We start from the raw sequence: 15,076 nt of genomic DNA on the forward strand, positions 1-15,076 counted from the left end.
GTGGTACGACGCGCGCTGCCGGAACGCACCTGTGTGGAACGCACTTGTGTGGGTTGCCGGCGACGTGCGCCGGCCAGCGAATTGCTGCGGATGGTCGCGGTCGGCGACGGGGCTGGTTACAGGCTCCGGCCCGATCCGGCCCGCAGGCTGCCGGGTCGGGGGGCGAACATGCACCCGGATCCGGCCTGCTTCGCGCTAGCGGTGCGCCGCCGCGCCTTCGGGCGCGCGCTGCGCCTCACCGGGGTCGTCGACCACGGTGCGCTGGCCGAGCACGTCGATGCGCCAACCACTACGTCCGGTCATCCCGACCGGGCGAGGGTCGCTAGCAAGGTAGGACGACCGACATGAGCACACGATGAAGTCCCTGAAATGACCAGGCTTCAAGTGCAGGAGTGAGGTCGCTGCGGGTGCTGCCCGCACGACCTCGGAGTGAGGAGTGCAGTGGCAGGCAAGGCCCGCGTACACGAGCTTGCGAAGGAGCTCGGGGTCGAAAGCAAGACAGTTCTCGCCAAGTTGAAGGAAATGGGCGAGTTCGTGAAGTCCGCGTCCAGCACCGTCGAGGCGCCCGTCGCCCGGCGGCTGCGTAACGCGTTCGTCGCCTCCGCCGGTTCCCCGGCGCAGGCCGCCCCCCAGGCGGCCGCACCGAGTCCGGCCCCGACCCCGACGCCGACCCCGACCCCGGGTGCCCCCCGGGTCGCGGCGAAGCCGATGCCGCCCCGGCGGCCCGGCCCGCCGACCCCCGGCCCGAGGCCCAAGGCCCCGGTCCCCGGTCCGCCGCAGCCGGCGGTCCCGGTCGCCAAGCCGGCGAGCGCGCACGACATCGAGGTGGCCGCCGCCGAGGCGCGCGCCGCCGCGCTGAAGGCCGAGCAGGAGGCCGCGGTCAAGGCCGCCCAGGCCGCCCGCCAGCAGCAGCGCGACAACGTCCGCCGGGAGCCCCCGGCCGAGGGCGGCCCCCGCCCCGGCCCGCGTCCCGGTCCGGGCGCGATGCCGCCCCGCCCGGGTTCCCCGGCCGCCGGTCGCCCCGGCGGGCCCACCCCGGGCCCCGGCGCCCGTCCGGGCGCCCGTCCCCCGGCGCGCGGCGCCGGTAACAACCCGTTCGGCATCTCCGGTGGCCAGCAGCGGCCCCCGGCCGCCGGTGGCGGCGGTCCCCGCCCCAGCCCGGCGTCGATGCCGCCCCGGCCGAGCCCGGCCTCCATGCCGCCCCGGCCCAGCCCGGCCTCCATGCCGAGCCAGCGCCCGACCACCGGCCGTCCCGGCCCGGGTGGCGCGGGTCGCCCCGGCGGCGGCGCGGGTCGCCCCGGTGGTGGCGGCGGCGGTGGCTTCCGCGGCGGCCCCGGTGGCGGTGGCGGCGGCGGTGGCTTCCGCGGCGGTCCTGGTGGCGGTGGCGGCGGTTACCGTGGCGGTCCCGGTGGCGGTGGCGGTGCTCCCGGCGCCGGCGGCGGCTTCCGGCCGGGTGGCCCGGCCGGTGGCGGCGGTCGTCCCGGTGGCGGCGGTCGTGGCCGTGGCGGCGGCGCCGCGGGTGCCTTCGGGCGTCCGGGTGGCAAGCCGACCCGGGGCCGCAAGTCCAAGAAGCAGCGCAGACAGGAGTTCGACAACCTGTCGGCCCCGACCATGAGCTCGGGTGCCCCCCGGGGTCAGGGTCAGGTCGTCCGGCTCTCCCGTGGCGCCTCGCTGTCGGACTTCGCCGACAAGATCAACGCCAACCCGGGTTCGCTGGTCCAGGAGATGTTCAACCTGGGCGAGATGGTCACGGCGACCCAGTCCTGCTCCGACGAGACCCTGCTGCTCCTGGGTGAGCACCTCGGCTTCGACGTGCAGATCGTCAGCCCGGAGGACGAGGACCGCGAGCTGCTCGCGCAGTTCAACATCGACCTCGACGCCGAGGTCGCGGAGGACCGCCTGGTCAGCCGCGCGCCGGTGGTGACCGTCATGGGTCACGTCGACCACGGTAAGACCAAGCTGCTCGACGCGATCCGCAAGGCGAACGTCGTGGCCGGCGAGGCGGGTGGCATCACCCAGCACATCGGCGCGTACCAGGTCCACGTCCCGCACGAGGGCGAGGACCGGGCGGTGACCTTCATCGACACCCCGGGTCACGAGGCGTTCACCGCCATGCGTGCCCGTGGTGCCCAGGTCACCGACATCGTGGTGCTGGTGGTGGCGGCCGACGACGGCGTGATGCCGCAGACCATCGAGGCGCTGAACCACGCCAAGGCGGCGGACGTGCCGATCGTGGTCGCGGTCAACAAGGTCGACAAGCCGGAGGCCAACCCGGACAAGGTGCGCCAGCAGCTCACCGAGTACGGGCTGGTCGCCGAGGAGTACGGCGGCGACACGATGTTCGTCAACGTGGCCGCGAAGCCCGGCATCGGCATCGACGACCTCCTCGAGGCCGTCCTGCTGACCGCCGACGCCTCGCTGGAGCTGACCGCTCCGATCGACGGGCCGGCGCAGGGTGTGGCCATCGAGGCGCACCTGGACAAGGGCCGCGGCGCGGTGGCGACGGTGCTGGTGCAGAAGGGCACCCTGCGGGCGGGCGACTCCATCGTCGCCGGCGGGGCGCACGGCCGGGTCCGGGCGATGCTCGACGAGAACGGCAACCAGGTCGCCGAGGCGGGTCCGGCCCGTCCGGTGCTGGTGCTCGGTCTCACCGCGGTCCCCGGGGCGGGCGACACCTTCCTCGCCGCGGCCGACGACCGCACGGTGCGCCAGATCGCCGAGCAGCGGCAGGCACGGCGGCGGGCGGCGTCCTTCGCCAACTCGCGCGGCCGGGCCACCCTCGAGACGCTCATGGAGCAGCTCAAGGAGGGCGAGAAGACCTCGCTCAACCTGGTGCTCAAGGGCGACGTCTCCGGTTCCGTGGAGGCCCTCGAGGACGCCCTGTTCAACCTCGACATCCCCGAGGAGGTCCAGCTCAGGATCATTCACCGGGGCGTCGGTGCGATCACCGAGAGCGACGTCATGCTCGCGAGCGCCTCGTCCGAGGCGGTCACGATCATCGGCTTCAACGTGCGGGCCGCGAACAAGGTCCGCGAGATCGCCGACCGCGAGGGCGTGGAGATCCGGTACTACACCGTGATCTACCAGGCCATCGAGGAGATCGACGCCGCGCTCAAGGGCCTGCTCAAGCCGGAGTACGAGGAGGTCGAGCTGGGCAGCGCGGAGATCCGCGACGTCTTCCGCTCGTCCAAGGTCGGCAACATCTCCGGCTGCATCGTCCGGTCCGGCATCATCCGCCGCAACGCCAAGGCGCGGCTGCTGCGGGACGGCTCGGTCGTGGCGGACAACCTCACGATCAGCTCCCTCAAGCGGTTCAAGGACGACGCGACGGAGGTCCGCGAGGGCTTCGAGTGCGGCCTGACGCTGGGCGGTTACAACAACGTCCAGGTCGGCGACGTGATCGAGACCTTCGAAATGCGGGAGAAGCCGCGCGCCTGACGGTTCCGAAGCACTGATCAAGGGGTTTACGCCCGTAACGGCGTAAACCCCTTGATCATGCCGGGGGCGGTGCGGGTATCGTCCGGGGCGATGTTCACCGGAACCGCGGTCTTCGACCTGCTGCTGCCGGGCGACTCCCGGTCGCTCAAGGCCAAGAGATCATATGTACGGCCGATCGTGGCGGCGCTGCGCCGCTTCGAGGTCTCGGCCGCCGAGGTGGGAGCGCTCGACCTGCACGGTCGGGCGCAGATAGCCGTGGCCGTGGTGGCCGCGGAGGGCGCGCACGTGCGCGAGGTGCTCGACTCCTGCGAGCGCCTGGTCGCGGGCCGTCCCGAGGTGGAGCTGCTCTCGGTCCGCCGCCGCCTGCACGGCGACGACGACTGACCGCGACGCGGTGAGCCCGGCGGTCGACCCGACCGCGAAGGTACTGTCAGAGTTGTTGGCCGGTCGGGGCCGGCGGCGCCCCGCGCCGCCCGGCCCGACCGGGAGCGGGACGCCGTGGAGGTGGGCGAGATGTCGGATCCGGCCAAGGTACGCCGGCACGCGGAGCGCATTCGCGAACTGGTCGCGTCGGTGGTGCGGAGCCAGATCAAGGACCCCCGGCTCGGTATGATCACCATCACCGACGCCCGGATCACCGCCGATCTGCGCGACGCCACCGTCTTCTACACCGTCCTCGGCGACGCGGCGGCGCAGTCCAGCACGGCGGCGGCCCTGGAGAGCGCCAAGGGGATGCTGCGCAGCACGGTGGGCAAGGCCCTCGGGCTGCGTCACTCGCCCTCGCTGACCTTCGTCCTCGACGACGTGCAGGACCAGGTCAAGCAGATCGACGACCTGCTCGCGGCGGCCCGCCACGCCGACGCCGAGGTGCAGCGCCTCGCCGCCCAGGCCAAGTACGCGGGCGACGCCCAGCCGTACCGGCTGGAGTCCGACGAGGCCGACGAGGACACCGACGGGGTCGACACCCCGGCCGGCGAGGCGGCCCCGCGCGACGCGGACCGGTCGTGACGCCACCGGGGCCCGGGGCCGCCGACGCCGGCCCCGGCGAGGCCGACTGGGCCGCCGCCGTGGCGGCGGTGCGCGACCTGCCGGCCGACGCCCCGGTCCAGCTCATCTGCCACGTCAACCCCGACGGGGACGCGCTCGGCAGCATGCTCGGCTTCGGGCTGGGGCTGCGTCGGCTCGGGGCGCGCCGGCTCCGGGCGACCTTCCCCGGCCCCCATGAGCTGCCCGAGCCGCTGCGCGGCCTGCCCGGGCTCGACCTGCTGGTGCCCGAGGAGGACGCGTACGCCGCGCCGGCCCTGGTCGTCTGCTTCGACGCGGCGAGCGAGTCGCGGCTCGGCGCCCTGGTCGACCGGCTGACCACGGCCGGCACCGCCCTCGTGCTCGACCACCACGCCTCCAACACCCGGTTCGGCGGCATCAACCTGGTCGACCCCCGGGCCGCCGCGACCTCGGTGGTGGCCGAGGAGCTGCTGGCCCGGCTCGGGGTGACCCTGGACGCCGAGATCGCCGAGTGCCTCTACGTCGCCCTCACCACGGACACCGGCTCGTTCCGGTTCGAGGCGACCACCCCGGCCGTGCACGAGCTGGCGGCCCGGCTGCTGGCCACCGGCATCCGCCCCGGCGACATCTCCCGGCGGGTCTTCGACACCCGGCCCTTCGGCGCGGTGCGGCTCTTCGGCGAGGTGCTCTGCCGCGCCCGGCTCGACCCGGGGGCGGCCGGGGGGCACGGCCTGGTCTGGACGTACGCCACGCTCGACGACCTGGCCCGGCACGACCAGCGGCCGTACGTGTTGGAGGCGCTGATCGACTCCGTGCGGTGCACCGCCGAGGCGGACGTGAGCTGCGTGGTCAAGCAGGTCGGGGCCGCCGAGTGGGCGGTCTCGATGCGCAGCAAGGGCGCGGTGGACGTCAGCCGCGTCGCGGTGACCCTCGGCGGCGGCGGCCATCGGTTCGCGGCCGGCTTCACCGGGCGGGGCACGGCCGACGAGGTGATCGCGGCCATCCGGGCCGAGCTGGACAAGGCCCTGATCGAGGCGTAGACAGCCAGGACTCCGGTGGGTGTCGGTCTTCCCGCGCTGCGTGACGGCGGGGAGAATCGGTGGATGGATCACCCCCGCGAGCTCACCGTCCCCGAGCCCCGGGTCTGGGACCGCCCCGTGGTCTCCGTACCGGTGCTGGTCTGTCTCTCCCTCGTCGGCGGGCAGTTGCCCTCCTTCTCCACCCAGGCCAACCTCTACACCCTCGGCACCGGCGGCGCGCTGATCTGGCTCGGCCTGGGCAACCGGGTGCCGCGCCGGCCCGCACCCCGCCGGCTGGGCGCGGGCGCCCTGTGGTGGGTGCTCCCGGCGGCCGTGTTCGGCGTGTTCGAGGGGGCCACCTTCGTCCTGCACGCGGGCGACGACTTCCCGACCCTCTCCCGGCTGGCCGACCCCCTCCTGGAGGACGAGCTGGTCCGCTCGGCGGCCTGGTTCGCCTGGCTCGCCGCGTTCTGGGGGCTGGTGCGGCGATGATGCGCGCGCTCGCCATCGGCGGCTTCGTCGCCGCCCTAGTGCTCCTCGCCGCCGTCGAGTGGGCGGCCCGCCGCCCGGGCTCCCGGATTCCGTCCCTGGCCGACGTCTGCGCCTACGTGATGCGCTACGAGGTGGGCCCCGTGCCCGTGGGCCGGATCGGGCTGTTCGGCTTCTGGTGGTGGCTCGGCTGGCACTTCCTGGCCCGCTGACCGGCCCGGTTCGCCGCCTCCCGCCGCCCCTACCGGCGTCTCCCGCTGCCCTCCGTGCCTTCCTGCCGCCCCCGCCGCCTCTCTCGCCGCCTCCCGCGGCCCTCTGTCGCCTGCTCCGTCGCCTCCGCCGCGCCCGATCGCGTCCATATCGCGGGAACTGTGGGCAGCATGTGGACCTGAACGATAGCTTGGGAATCGATCGGCGCCGTGCCTTCGGCGCTGGTCGCGGGCGGTCGGCGCCACACCCGGCGCCGTCTCCCCCCAGGGTCGACCGACCCGGGCTCACGCCCCAGACCGGCCGCTCCGGTGACCCCGGACCGCCCGTCGGGCGCCCATCACGACCGGCCGTCGGGCCGCCGCGTCCGCCTGGTCCGCACCCTGGAAGGAATCACCCCATGCCGAGCAAGCCCAAGCCCGAGACCACCGACGAGGCCCGTGAGCAGGCCCGCCGCGCACTCCAGACGTCGATGGACACCCGTCAGTGACCCATGCCGGCCGGCGGTGATGTCGCCGACGCCCCACGTCGCCGACATCACCGCCCGTCCGCGCCGCCCCGCTTCCGTGGCCCCCGCCCCGCTTCCGTGGCCGGCCCGCCGCCCCCGAGCGTGTCGCCGCAGTTGCTCGCCCGAGATCTTGGTGAGGAATGGCCCCCATGGCCGTTTCCTGCCAAGATCTCTTCGCGTTTCGGGTAGTGGGACATCCATCCCGGCATTCGGTAGGGCGGGAGGGGTGGGGGCGGGGCCGGGCGAGTAAGGGATGGGGCTGGTTGTGTTCCTTACTCTGGGCGTGCCAGGATCGGCGGGATGAGTCAAGCCGTCGCCGCCTCCTCCGCCGTCGCCTCGCCGCGTCGCATCGCCTCGCTGGCCCTGCCGGCCCTCGTGGTGCTCGCCGCCGAGCCGCTCTACGTGCTCGTCGACACGGCCGTGGTCGGTCACCTGGGGCGGATGCCGCTGGCCGCGCTGGCCATCGGCGGCACGGTGCTCACGCTGATCACCTGGCTGGGCACCGTGCTGGCGTACGGGATCACGGGTCGGGCAGCCCGCCGCTTCGGCGCGGGCGACCGGGCCGCCGCGGTGGCCGAGGGGGTGCAGGCGTCCTGGCTCGCGCTCGGGGTCGGGGTGCTGGTGGCGCTGGCGATGCAGCCCGGCGCCGGGCCGCTGGCCGACGTGCTCGCCGGCCCGGGGGAGGTCGCCGACGCCGCCGCCCGGTGGCTGCGGGTCGCCGCGCTCGGCGCCCCCGGCCTGCTGCTCGCCGCCGCCGGCAACGGCTGGCTGCGCGGCGTGCAGGACACCCGCCGCCCGCTGTGGTTCGTGCTCGGGCCCAACCTGCTCTCCGCGCTGCTCTGCCCGCTGCTGGTCTACCCCGTCGGGTGGGGGCTGACCGGCTCGGCGGCGGCGAACGTCGTCGCCCAGACCATCTCCGGCGTCCTGTTCGCCGTCGCCCTGGTCGGTGAGCGGGTGCCGCTGCGCCCCCGCCCCCGGGTGATCCGCCGGCACCTGGCGCTCAGCCGCGACCTGCTGATCCGGGGCGTCGCCTTCCAGGCCAGCTTCCTGTCCGCCACCGCAGTGGCGGCCCGCTTCGGGGTGGCGGCGGTCGGGGCGCACCAGATCGCCGTACAACTGTGGTTCTTCACCGTGCTGGTGCTCGACGCCATCGCCATCGCCGCGCAGGCGCTGGTCGGGGCGGCCCTCGGTGCCGGCGACGCCGCCGGTGCGCGCGCCCTGGCCCGCCGGCTGGCGCTGGTCGGCGGGGTCTGCGGCGTGGCGTTCGCGGTGCTCATCGCCGCCGGGGCCGGCGTCCTGCCCGCGCTGTTCAGCTCCGACCCGCACGTCCACGACCAGGCCATGGCCGCCTGGCCGTGGTTGGTGGCGTTGCAGCCGATCGGCGGCGTCGTGTTCGCCCTCGACGGGGTGCTGATCGGCGCGGGAGACGTCCGCTACCTGCGCAACCTCGCCATCGCCGCCGCGTTCGGCGGGTTCCTGCCGGGGATCTGGCTGGCGTACGGGTTCGACCTGGGGCTCGGCGGGATCTGGGCCGGGCTCACCCTGTTCGTGCTGATCCGGCTGGGTGCCCTGCTGCTGCGGCTGCGCTCGGGCGCGTGGGCGGTCGTCGGCGCCGCCGTGTAAGGAGGGGCACCCTGTTGACGCCTACGGTAGAGAAGGGTCCCCTTCTTGCGCCGTCGGCGGGGCGGGTCAGCAGGAGCCGGGGACGCGGGCGGTCTGCTCCGGGTCGAAGACCTCCGTCAGGGGCAGCCCACGGGCCGGTCCTCGGGCTCCGCCCAGGAACGGCTCGACGTCGAGGAAACCGCTTCTCCGGAGCAGGTCGCACCGCGCGTTCCAGTGGACGGCCGTGGCGGAGTCCAGCCAGAGTCCCCGCGCGGAGGGCGGGACGTCGTCGGGGTGGGGCAGGTGCCAGACCAGGGTGTCCCGGACGACCACCAGGTCGGCCTCGGGTGGGGCCTCGCCGGCCAGGCGCTCGAAGGCGTACACCCAGGAGAACCGGGTGGTCACCGCCAGCACGCGGTTTCCCTCGTGGTCCTCGGTGGCCTCGTAACTGACCTTGCCCGACACCCTGATCTCCTTCTTGGCGCGGAAGCTCCGGTCCATCCGGGTGGCGAAGTGCCGGAAGTCCGCTTCCCGGAAGTACGGCGAGAGGTGGCTGCCGGCGTCCTTCGCGAGCACGGCGAGGAAGGAGGAGGGCCTGCCGTGCAGCATGGTGGCGCTGAGGCGGCTCTCCACCAGTGCCCGCCGGGTCGTGTCGAGGGCCGTGCGCACCTGCGCCTCGCTGAACGGGCCGGTGGCGTGGGCCGGGGGCAGGTGGATGCCGCCCTCCCCGGCGGCGAACGTGGCGGCGGGAGTGCCGGCGAAGGAGTCCCGGGGTGTGCCGGGGCTCGGCGACGCCGTCGGGGAGGTGGCGGTGCGGATGCCGTCGACGGCGGTGCCGACGACGACCACCGTCGCGCCGAGCAGGGCCACGGCCCCCAGCGCGACGACACCGACGAGCAGCTTTCCGCGATGCCGTCGCCAGGCCAGTCGCCGCTGCTCCGACCGGTCCAGTTCCTGCTCCGTGCCGACCTGGCGCATCCACTCCGGCAGCCGGACCGGTTCCTCGACCTGGGCGACGACGTACGGATGAGGCCCGGACGCCGCGCCTTCCTCCTTGCCGGGGGTCGGACCGGAAGCGGGGGGCGGGGCGACTGGTCGCTTGTCGGTCATCGCGCGGTCCTGATCTGCGGGGCGGGGGAGGGGCGCATGATCCTCGCACCCCGCGCCCCGCTCACGCAGCCCCGTTCTCGTGGTGGCCGCGCCGCGCTCACAGGGATGGCCGCCGCGCCGGGCTCACAGCGGGTCGCCGGCCTGCATCTTCGCGAACAGGTAGAGGGCACCCGCCACGAGGACCGTCGCCACCGCCGCGACGACGACGAACGACACGATCGCCGAGACGACGGGGTGCCGCTCGCTGAACCGGCTGCGGTCCCGCCGGCGCCACAGCGCCCGGCGGGCCGCCCGCAGGACCGGCACCGCTTCCACCAGGTCCATCAGTCGCCCGGCGGGCGTGCGCCGGACCGGCTCGGGGTTGCGCATCCACTCGGGCAGGTCGACCCGGGGACGGTGCTCGTGGGAGGGAGGGGTGCTCAGGGAGAACCTCCGGACTGAGGGGCGGCGTGGGTGGGACGCGCAGCATTGTGCCGTGCGGTGGCGATCGGCGCGGCCCCGTCTGGCAGGCTTGGCCGTCGTGAGCGCAGACGGTCTGATCGTGGTCGACAAGCCCGGCGGCATGACGTCGCACGACGTGGTGGCGCGCATCCGCCGACTGGCGCGGACGCGCCGGGTCGGGCACGGGGGCACCCTCGACCCGATGGCCACCGGCGTGCTGGTGATCGGGGTGGGGCGGGCCACGCGCCTGCTGACGTACGTGATCGGGGCGGGCAAGAGCTACGCGGCCACCGTCCGGCTCGGCCAGGCCACCGTCACCGACGACGCCGAGGGCGACGTGATCTCCGCCACCCCGGCGGGGGCGGTCACCGACGAGGCGATCCGGTCGGCGTTCGCCGCGCTGACCGGCGAGATCGACCAGGTGCCGAGCGCGGTGAGCGCCATCAAGATCAACGGCGAGCGGGCGTACAAGCGGGTGCGCGAGGGGGAGAGCGTCGAGCTGCCCGCCCGCCGGGTCACCGTGAGCCGCCTCGACGTGCTCGCGATCCGCCGGGGCGCCCCGGTGGCCCCGGACGCGGTGGACGTGGACGTCGACGTGACCTGCTCGTCCGGGACGTACATCCGGGCGCTGGCCCGGGACGCGGGCCTGGCGCTCGGCGTCGGCGGTCACCTCACCGCGCTGCGCCGCACCGCCGTCGGGGGCTTCACCCTCGCCGAGGCGGCCACGCTGGAGAAGCTGGAGGAGCGCGCGCCGGAGGTGGTGAACCTGCCGCTGGACGCCGCCGCCGACCGGTTCTTCCCGCGCCGCGAGGCCAGCGCCGACGAGGCGAAGGTGCTGTCCCACGGCGGCCCGCTCGATCCGGTCGGCATCGCCGGGCCGTACGCCGTCTTCGGCCCCGGCGGCGGTCTGATCGCTATCGTCAGCGAGCGGGAGGGCCGGGCCCGCGCGGAGATCGTGCTCGCCCCGGCCTGACGGCGGCGGGCGCGACCCGTCGGCCACGGCCGGCGGCGGCAGGCGCGGCGGGGGCCGGACCGGCAGGGGTCACCGGCGGAGTGGCAGAGGCAGGACCGGCGGACCGGACCGGCCGGGGCGGCGGCGGTACGGCCGGGGGAGCCGGCGCGGAGGCAGGGGAGGAGTGTCATGCAGCGGTGGCGGGGGTACGACGCGGCGCCCGGTGGCTGGGGCCGCTCGGTCGTCACCATCGGCGTCTTCGACGGCCTGCACAAGGGCCACCAGGCGACCATCGGGCACGCGGTGGCGCGGGCCCGCCAACTGGGCGTGCAGTCGGTGGTGGTGACCTTCGACCCGCACCCGGCCGAGGTGGTCCGTCCCGGGTCGCACCCGGCGGTGCTCACCGAGCCGGCCCGCAAGGCGGAGCTGATCGAGGCGCTCGGCGTCGACGTGCTCTGCGTGGTGCCGTTCACCCCGGAGTTCTCCCGGCTGCCGGCCGAGGCGTTCGTGCACGACATCCTGGTCGAGCACCTGCACGCCGCCCTCGTCGTGGTGGGGGAGAACTTCCGGTTCGGGCACCGGGCGGCCGGGGACGTGGCGCTGCTGGAGCGGCTCGGCCGGACGTTCGGCTTCTCCGTCGAGGGCGCGCCGCTGGTCGCCGAGGAGAGCACGGTCTTCTCCTCCACGTACATCCGGGCCTGCGTGGACGCCGGGGACGTCACGGCCGCCGCCGCCGCGCTGGGCCGCCCGCACCGGGTCGAGGGGGTGGTGGTCCGGGGCGACCAGCGGGGGCGGGAGCTGGGCTTCCCCACCGCCAACCTGCTCTGCCACCGGCACGTGGCGGTGCCCGCCGACGGGGTGTACGCGGCCTGGCTGGTGCGCCGGGGGCACCGGGAGCGGCTCGCCGCGGCGGTCTCGGTCGGCACCAACCCGACCTTCTCCGGCCGGGAGCGGCGGGTCGAGGCGTACGCGCTGGACTTCTCCGGCGACCTGTACGGCGAGCGGGTCGCCCTGGACTTCGTGGCCCACCTGCGTGGCCAGATCAAGTACGACTCGATCGAGCCGCTGCTCGCCCAGATGCGGCAGGACGTGGAGCGCACCCGCCGCGCGCTGGCCTGAGCGCGCCCGCTACGCGCTGACCTGAGCGCACCGCCGCGCGCCGGCCGGACCGTTCCGGATCGGACCACGCCGGAACGGGCCGGTCCGCCGAGCGGTTTCCGCGAGGGCTGGTAGGCTGGCGGGGACGTCGGCTGACCGACGTGGGGCCTCGCGTGCCTGCACGACGCCGCGGGTGCGAGGAGCCGGTCCGTTCCCGGTCCACCTGACCGATCCGACGGGCATCACCGAAACGACCCACGAACAGGGAGAACATGGCGCTCGACCAGGAAGCCAGGGCCAAGATCCGCGCGGAGTACGCGACCGCCGAGGGCGACACCGGTTCGCCGGAGGTGCAGGTCGCGGTCCTCACCAAGCGGATCGCCGAGCTCACCGAGCACCTGAAGGTGCACAAGCACGACCACCACAGCCGCCGTGGGCTGCTGCTGCTGGTCGGCCGTCGCCGTCGGCTGCTCAACTACGTCCAGAAGAAGGACATCAACCGCTACCGGTCGCTCATCGAGCGGCTCGGCCTGCGCCGGTGACGTGACGGGGGAGCGATCCGTACGGGTCGCTCCCCCGATCGGCGTCCACCACCCGAAACAACAGGGGCCGCGCGACCACCCGAGCGGGAGCCGGCTCAGCGTACGGTCTCCGGTAGTGGCCCCCGGGAACCCCGGCAGCTCGCCGGCACCCCGGGCGCTTCGATCGAAGACCGGCCGTCTGAGCAGCTCCCCGCGTCGTGGGCCCCCCGACGCTAAGGAGCACCACCGCACCATGACCGAGCAGAACCTCGGCACCGAGTCCCGCACCGCCGTGATCGACAACGGGTCGTTCGGCACCCGGGAGATCACCTTCTCCACCGGCCGGCTGGCCCGTCAGGCCGCCGGCTCCGTCGTCGCCCAGCTCGGCGAGACGGTCGTCCTCTCCGCCACCACCGCCGGCAAGCACCCGAAGGAGCAGTTCGACTTCTTCCCGCTGACCGTCGACGTCGAGGAGCGGATGTACGCCGCGGGCCGCATCCCCGGCTCGTTCTTCCGCCGCGAGGGTCGCCCCAGCGAGGACGCGATCCTCACCTGCCGGCTGATCGACCGGCCGCTGCGCCCGTCGTTCGTCAAGGGCCTGCGCAACGAGGTCCAGGTCGTCGAGACCATCCTCGCGCTCGACCCGCAGCACCCGTACGACGTGGTGGCGATCAACGCCGCCTCGATGTCGACGAAGCTCTCCGGCTTGCCGTTCTCCGGCCCGATCGGGGCGACCCGGATGGCCCACGTCGACGGCCAGTGGGTGGCCTTCCCGACCCACGAGGAGCTGGCCCGCGCCACCTTCGACATGGTCGTGGCCGGCCGCGCCCTCGCCGACGGCGACGTCGCGATCATGATGGTCGAGGCCGAGGCCACCGAGCACACCGTGGCCCTGGTCGCGGGCGGCGCCCCCGCCCCGACCGAGGAGGTCGTCGCCAGCGGCCTGGAGGCCGCCAAGCCGGCCATCCGCGAGCTGTGCCGGGCGCAGAGCGAGCTGGCCGAGGTCGCCGCGAAGCCGGTCGCCGAGTTCCCGGTCTTCCTGGACTACCAGGACGACGCGTACGACGCGGTGGCCGACGTGGCCCGCGCCGAGGTCACCGAGGCCCTGAAGATCGCCGGCAAGGCCGACCGCGAGGAGGCCCTGGACCGGATCAAGGCCAAGGTCGCCGAGGAGCTGGGCGGGCGCTTCGAGGGCCGGGAGAAGGAGCTCTCCGCCGCCTTCCGGTCGCTGACCAAGTCCGAGGTCCGCAACCGGGTGCTGCGCGAGCAGGTCCGCATCGACGGCCGGGGCCCGCGCGACATCCGCGCGCTGAGCGCCGAGGTCGGCGTCCTGCCCCGGGTGCACGGCTCGGCGCTGTTCGAGCGCGGCGAGACCCAGATCCTGGGCGTCACCACGCTGAACATGCTGCGCATGGAGCAGTCGCTGGACACCCTCTCCCCGGAGAAGTCCAAGCGCTACATGCACAACTACAACTTCCCGCCGTACTCCACCGGTGAGACCGGCCGGGTCGGCTCGCCGAAGCGGCGCGAGATCGGCCACGGCGCGCTGGCCGAGCGGGCGCTGATCCCGGTGCTGCCGTCGCGCGAGGAGTTCCCGTACGCCATCCGGCAGGTCTCCGAGGCGCTCGGCTCCAACGGCTCCACCTCGATGGGCTCGGTCTGCGCCTCGACGCTGGGCCTGCTGTCGGCCGGTGTGCCGCTGAAGGCGCCGGTGGCCGGCATCGCCATGGGCCTCATCTCCGACGAGGTCGAGGGCAAGACCCGGTACGTGACGCTGACCGACATCCTCGGCGCCGAGGACGCGTTCGGCGACATGGACTTCAAGGTCGCCGGCACGCGGGACTTCGTCACCGCGCTCCAGCTCGACACCAAGCTCGACGGCATCCCGTCGGACGTGCTGGCCGCCGCGCTCCAGCAGGCGCACGAGGCCCGGCAGACCATCCTCGACGTGATGCAGTCGGCGATCGAGGCCCCGGCCACGATGTCGGACTACGCCCCGCGCGTCACCACGGTGAAGATCCCCGTCGACAAGATCGGCATGGTGATCGGCCCGAAGGGCCAGACCATCAACGCCATCCAGGACGAGACCGGCGCCGAGATCTCCATCGAGGACGACGGCACGATCTACGTCGGCGCGACCAACGGGCCGTCGGCCCAGGCCGCCGTCGAGCGGATCAACGCGATCGCCAACCCGACGCTGCCGAAGATGGGCGACAAGTTCCTCGGCACGGTGGTCAAGACCGCCGCGTTCGGCGCGTTCGTGTCGCTGCTGCCGGGTCGCGACGGCCTGCTGCACATCTCCAAGGTGGGCGACGGCAAGCGGGTCGAGAAGGTCGAGGACTTCCTCAACGTCGGCGACAAGGTCGAGGTCGAGATCGCGGACATCGACGCCCGCGGCAAGATCTACCTGGACAAGGTCCGTCCGGAGGGCGCCGAGGCGCCGGCCGCGACGGGCGAGGTCGCCGGCGACGAGCGTCCGGCCGGCCGGGGCGGCGACCGGGGTCCGCGCGACCGCGGTGACCGCGAGCGCGGCGACCGGGGCGGCCGTGGCCCGGGCGGCGGCGAGCGCGGCCAGGGCGGCGGCGAGGGTGGCGAGGGCGGCGAGCGCCCGCGCCGCCGGACCCGGCACAGCTGACCCGTACCCCCCCCGCACCACCCACCCCTCGTCGAACTGGAAGCAGGTCTC

14 protein-coding genes are annotated in these 15,076 nt (G+C 74.3%); 12 read left to right on the forward strand and 2 right to left on the reverse strand.

Annotated elements, in window-relative coordinates:
- The 8 genes from LPU43_RS15505 (at position 1) to LPU43_RS15540 (ending at position 8,289) form a co-directional block, all read left to right on the forward strand.
- Positions 1-348 carry a YlxR family protein gene (locus tag LPU43_RS15505; RefSeq protein ID WP_229401144.1) on the forward strand — a complete coding sequence of 116 codons (348 nt, stop codon included), beginning with the start codon at positions 1-3 and terminating at the stop codon, positions 346-348.
- Positions 349-441: 93 nt separating this feature from the next.
- Positions 442-3,438 carry a translation initiation factor IF-2 gene (gene infB, locus LPU43_RS15510; RefSeq protein ID WP_229401145.1) on the forward strand — a complete coding sequence of 999 codons (2,997 nt, stop codon included), beginning with the start codon at positions 442-444 and terminating at the stop codon, positions 3,436-3,438.
- Positions 3,439-3,528: 90 nt separating this feature from the next.
- On the forward strand, positions 3,529-3,822 hold the full coding sequence (locus tag LPU43_RS15515; RefSeq protein ID WP_229401146.1) for a DUF503 domain-containing protein: 294 nt from the start codon (positions 3,529-3,531) through the stop codon (positions 3,820-3,822).
- 129 nt (positions 3,823-3,951) lie between these two features.
- Entirely contained in the window at positions 3,952-4,446 is a 495-nt protein-coding gene (rbfA, locus tag LPU43_RS15520; protein WP_229401147.1) for a 30S ribosome-binding factor RbfA, read from the forward strand.
- Entirely contained in the window at positions 4,443-5,483 is a 1,041-nt protein-coding gene (locus LPU43_RS15525; protein ID WP_229401148.1) for a DHH family phosphoesterase, read from the forward strand. The genes rbfA and LPU43_RS15525 overlap by 4 nt, the downstream gene beginning before the upstream one ends.
- 63 nt (positions 5,484-5,546) lie before the next feature.
- Complete coding sequence (locus tag LPU43_RS15530) at positions 5,547-5,954, forward strand: hypothetical protein (RefSeq protein WP_229401149.1); 408 nt, start codon at positions 5,547-5,549, stop codon at positions 5,952-5,954.
- A complete protein-coding gene (locus LPU43_RS15535; RefSeq protein ID WP_229401390.1) occupies positions 5,954-6,163 on the forward strand; it encodes a DUF6186 family protein in 210 nt (69 codons plus the stop codon). Before LPU43_RS15530 ends, LPU43_RS15535 begins: the two co-directional genes overlap by 1 nt.
- Positions 6,164-6,966: 803 nt before the next feature.
- Positions 6,967-8,289, forward strand: coding sequence for an MATE family efflux transporter (locus tag LPU43_RS15540; RefSeq protein WP_229401150.1), 1,323 nt, complete (start codon positions 6,967-6,969; stop codon positions 8,287-8,289).
- A 66-nt stretch (positions 8,290-8,355) separates the two neighbouring features.
- On the opposite strand, the gene LPU43_RS15545 is transcribed toward LPU43_RS15540, so the two are convergent.
- The gene (locus tag LPU43_RS15545) at positions 8,356-9,378 is read right to left on the reverse strand and encodes a hypothetical protein (protein WP_229401151.1); all 1,023 of its coding nucleotides are present in this window, start codon (positions 9,376-9,378) and stop codon (positions 8,356-8,358) included.
- Positions 9,379-9,501: 123 nt separating this feature from the next.
- Positions 9,502-9,747 (reverse strand): hypothetical protein, encoded by a 246-nt coding sequence (locus tag LPU43_RS15550; protein ID WP_229401152.1) that lies wholly within the window; start codon positions 9,745-9,747, stop codon positions 9,502-9,504.
- Between the two features lie 151 nt (positions 9,748-9,898).
- On the opposite strand from LPU43_RS15550, the gene truB reads away from it, so the two are divergent.
- From truB to LPU43_RS15570, 4 genes are all read left to right on the forward strand, one after another.
- Positions 9,899-10,792, forward strand: coding sequence for a tRNA pseudouridine(55) synthase TruB (truB, locus tag LPU43_RS15555; RefSeq protein WP_229401153.1), 894 nt, complete (start codon positions 9,899-9,901; stop codon positions 10,790-10,792).
- A gap of 168 nt (positions 10,793-10,960) precedes the next feature.
- On the forward strand, positions 10,961-11,890 hold the full coding sequence (locus tag LPU43_RS15560; RefSeq protein WP_229401154.1) for a bifunctional riboflavin kinase/FAD synthetase: 930 nt from the start codon (positions 10,961-10,963) through the stop codon (positions 11,888-11,890).
- Between the two features lie 251 nt (positions 11,891-12,141).
- Positions 12,142-12,411, forward strand: coding sequence for a 30S ribosomal protein S15 (rpsO, locus tag LPU43_RS15565; RefSeq protein WP_120677142.1), 270 nt, complete (start codon positions 12,142-12,144; stop codon positions 12,409-12,411).
- Positions 12,412-12,643: 232 nt separating this feature from the next.
- A complete protein-coding gene (locus LPU43_RS15570) occupies positions 12,644-15,025 on the forward strand; it encodes a polyribonucleotide nucleotidyltransferase (protein ID WP_229401155.1) in 2,382 nt (793 codons plus the stop codon).
- Positions 15,026-15,076: the final 51 nt, after the last annotated feature.

The sequence above is a fragment of the Micromonospora okii genome, assembly GCF_020884795.1.
GTDB lineage: Bacteria > Actinomycetota > Actinomycetes > Mycobacteriales > Micromonosporaceae > Micromonospora > Micromonospora okii.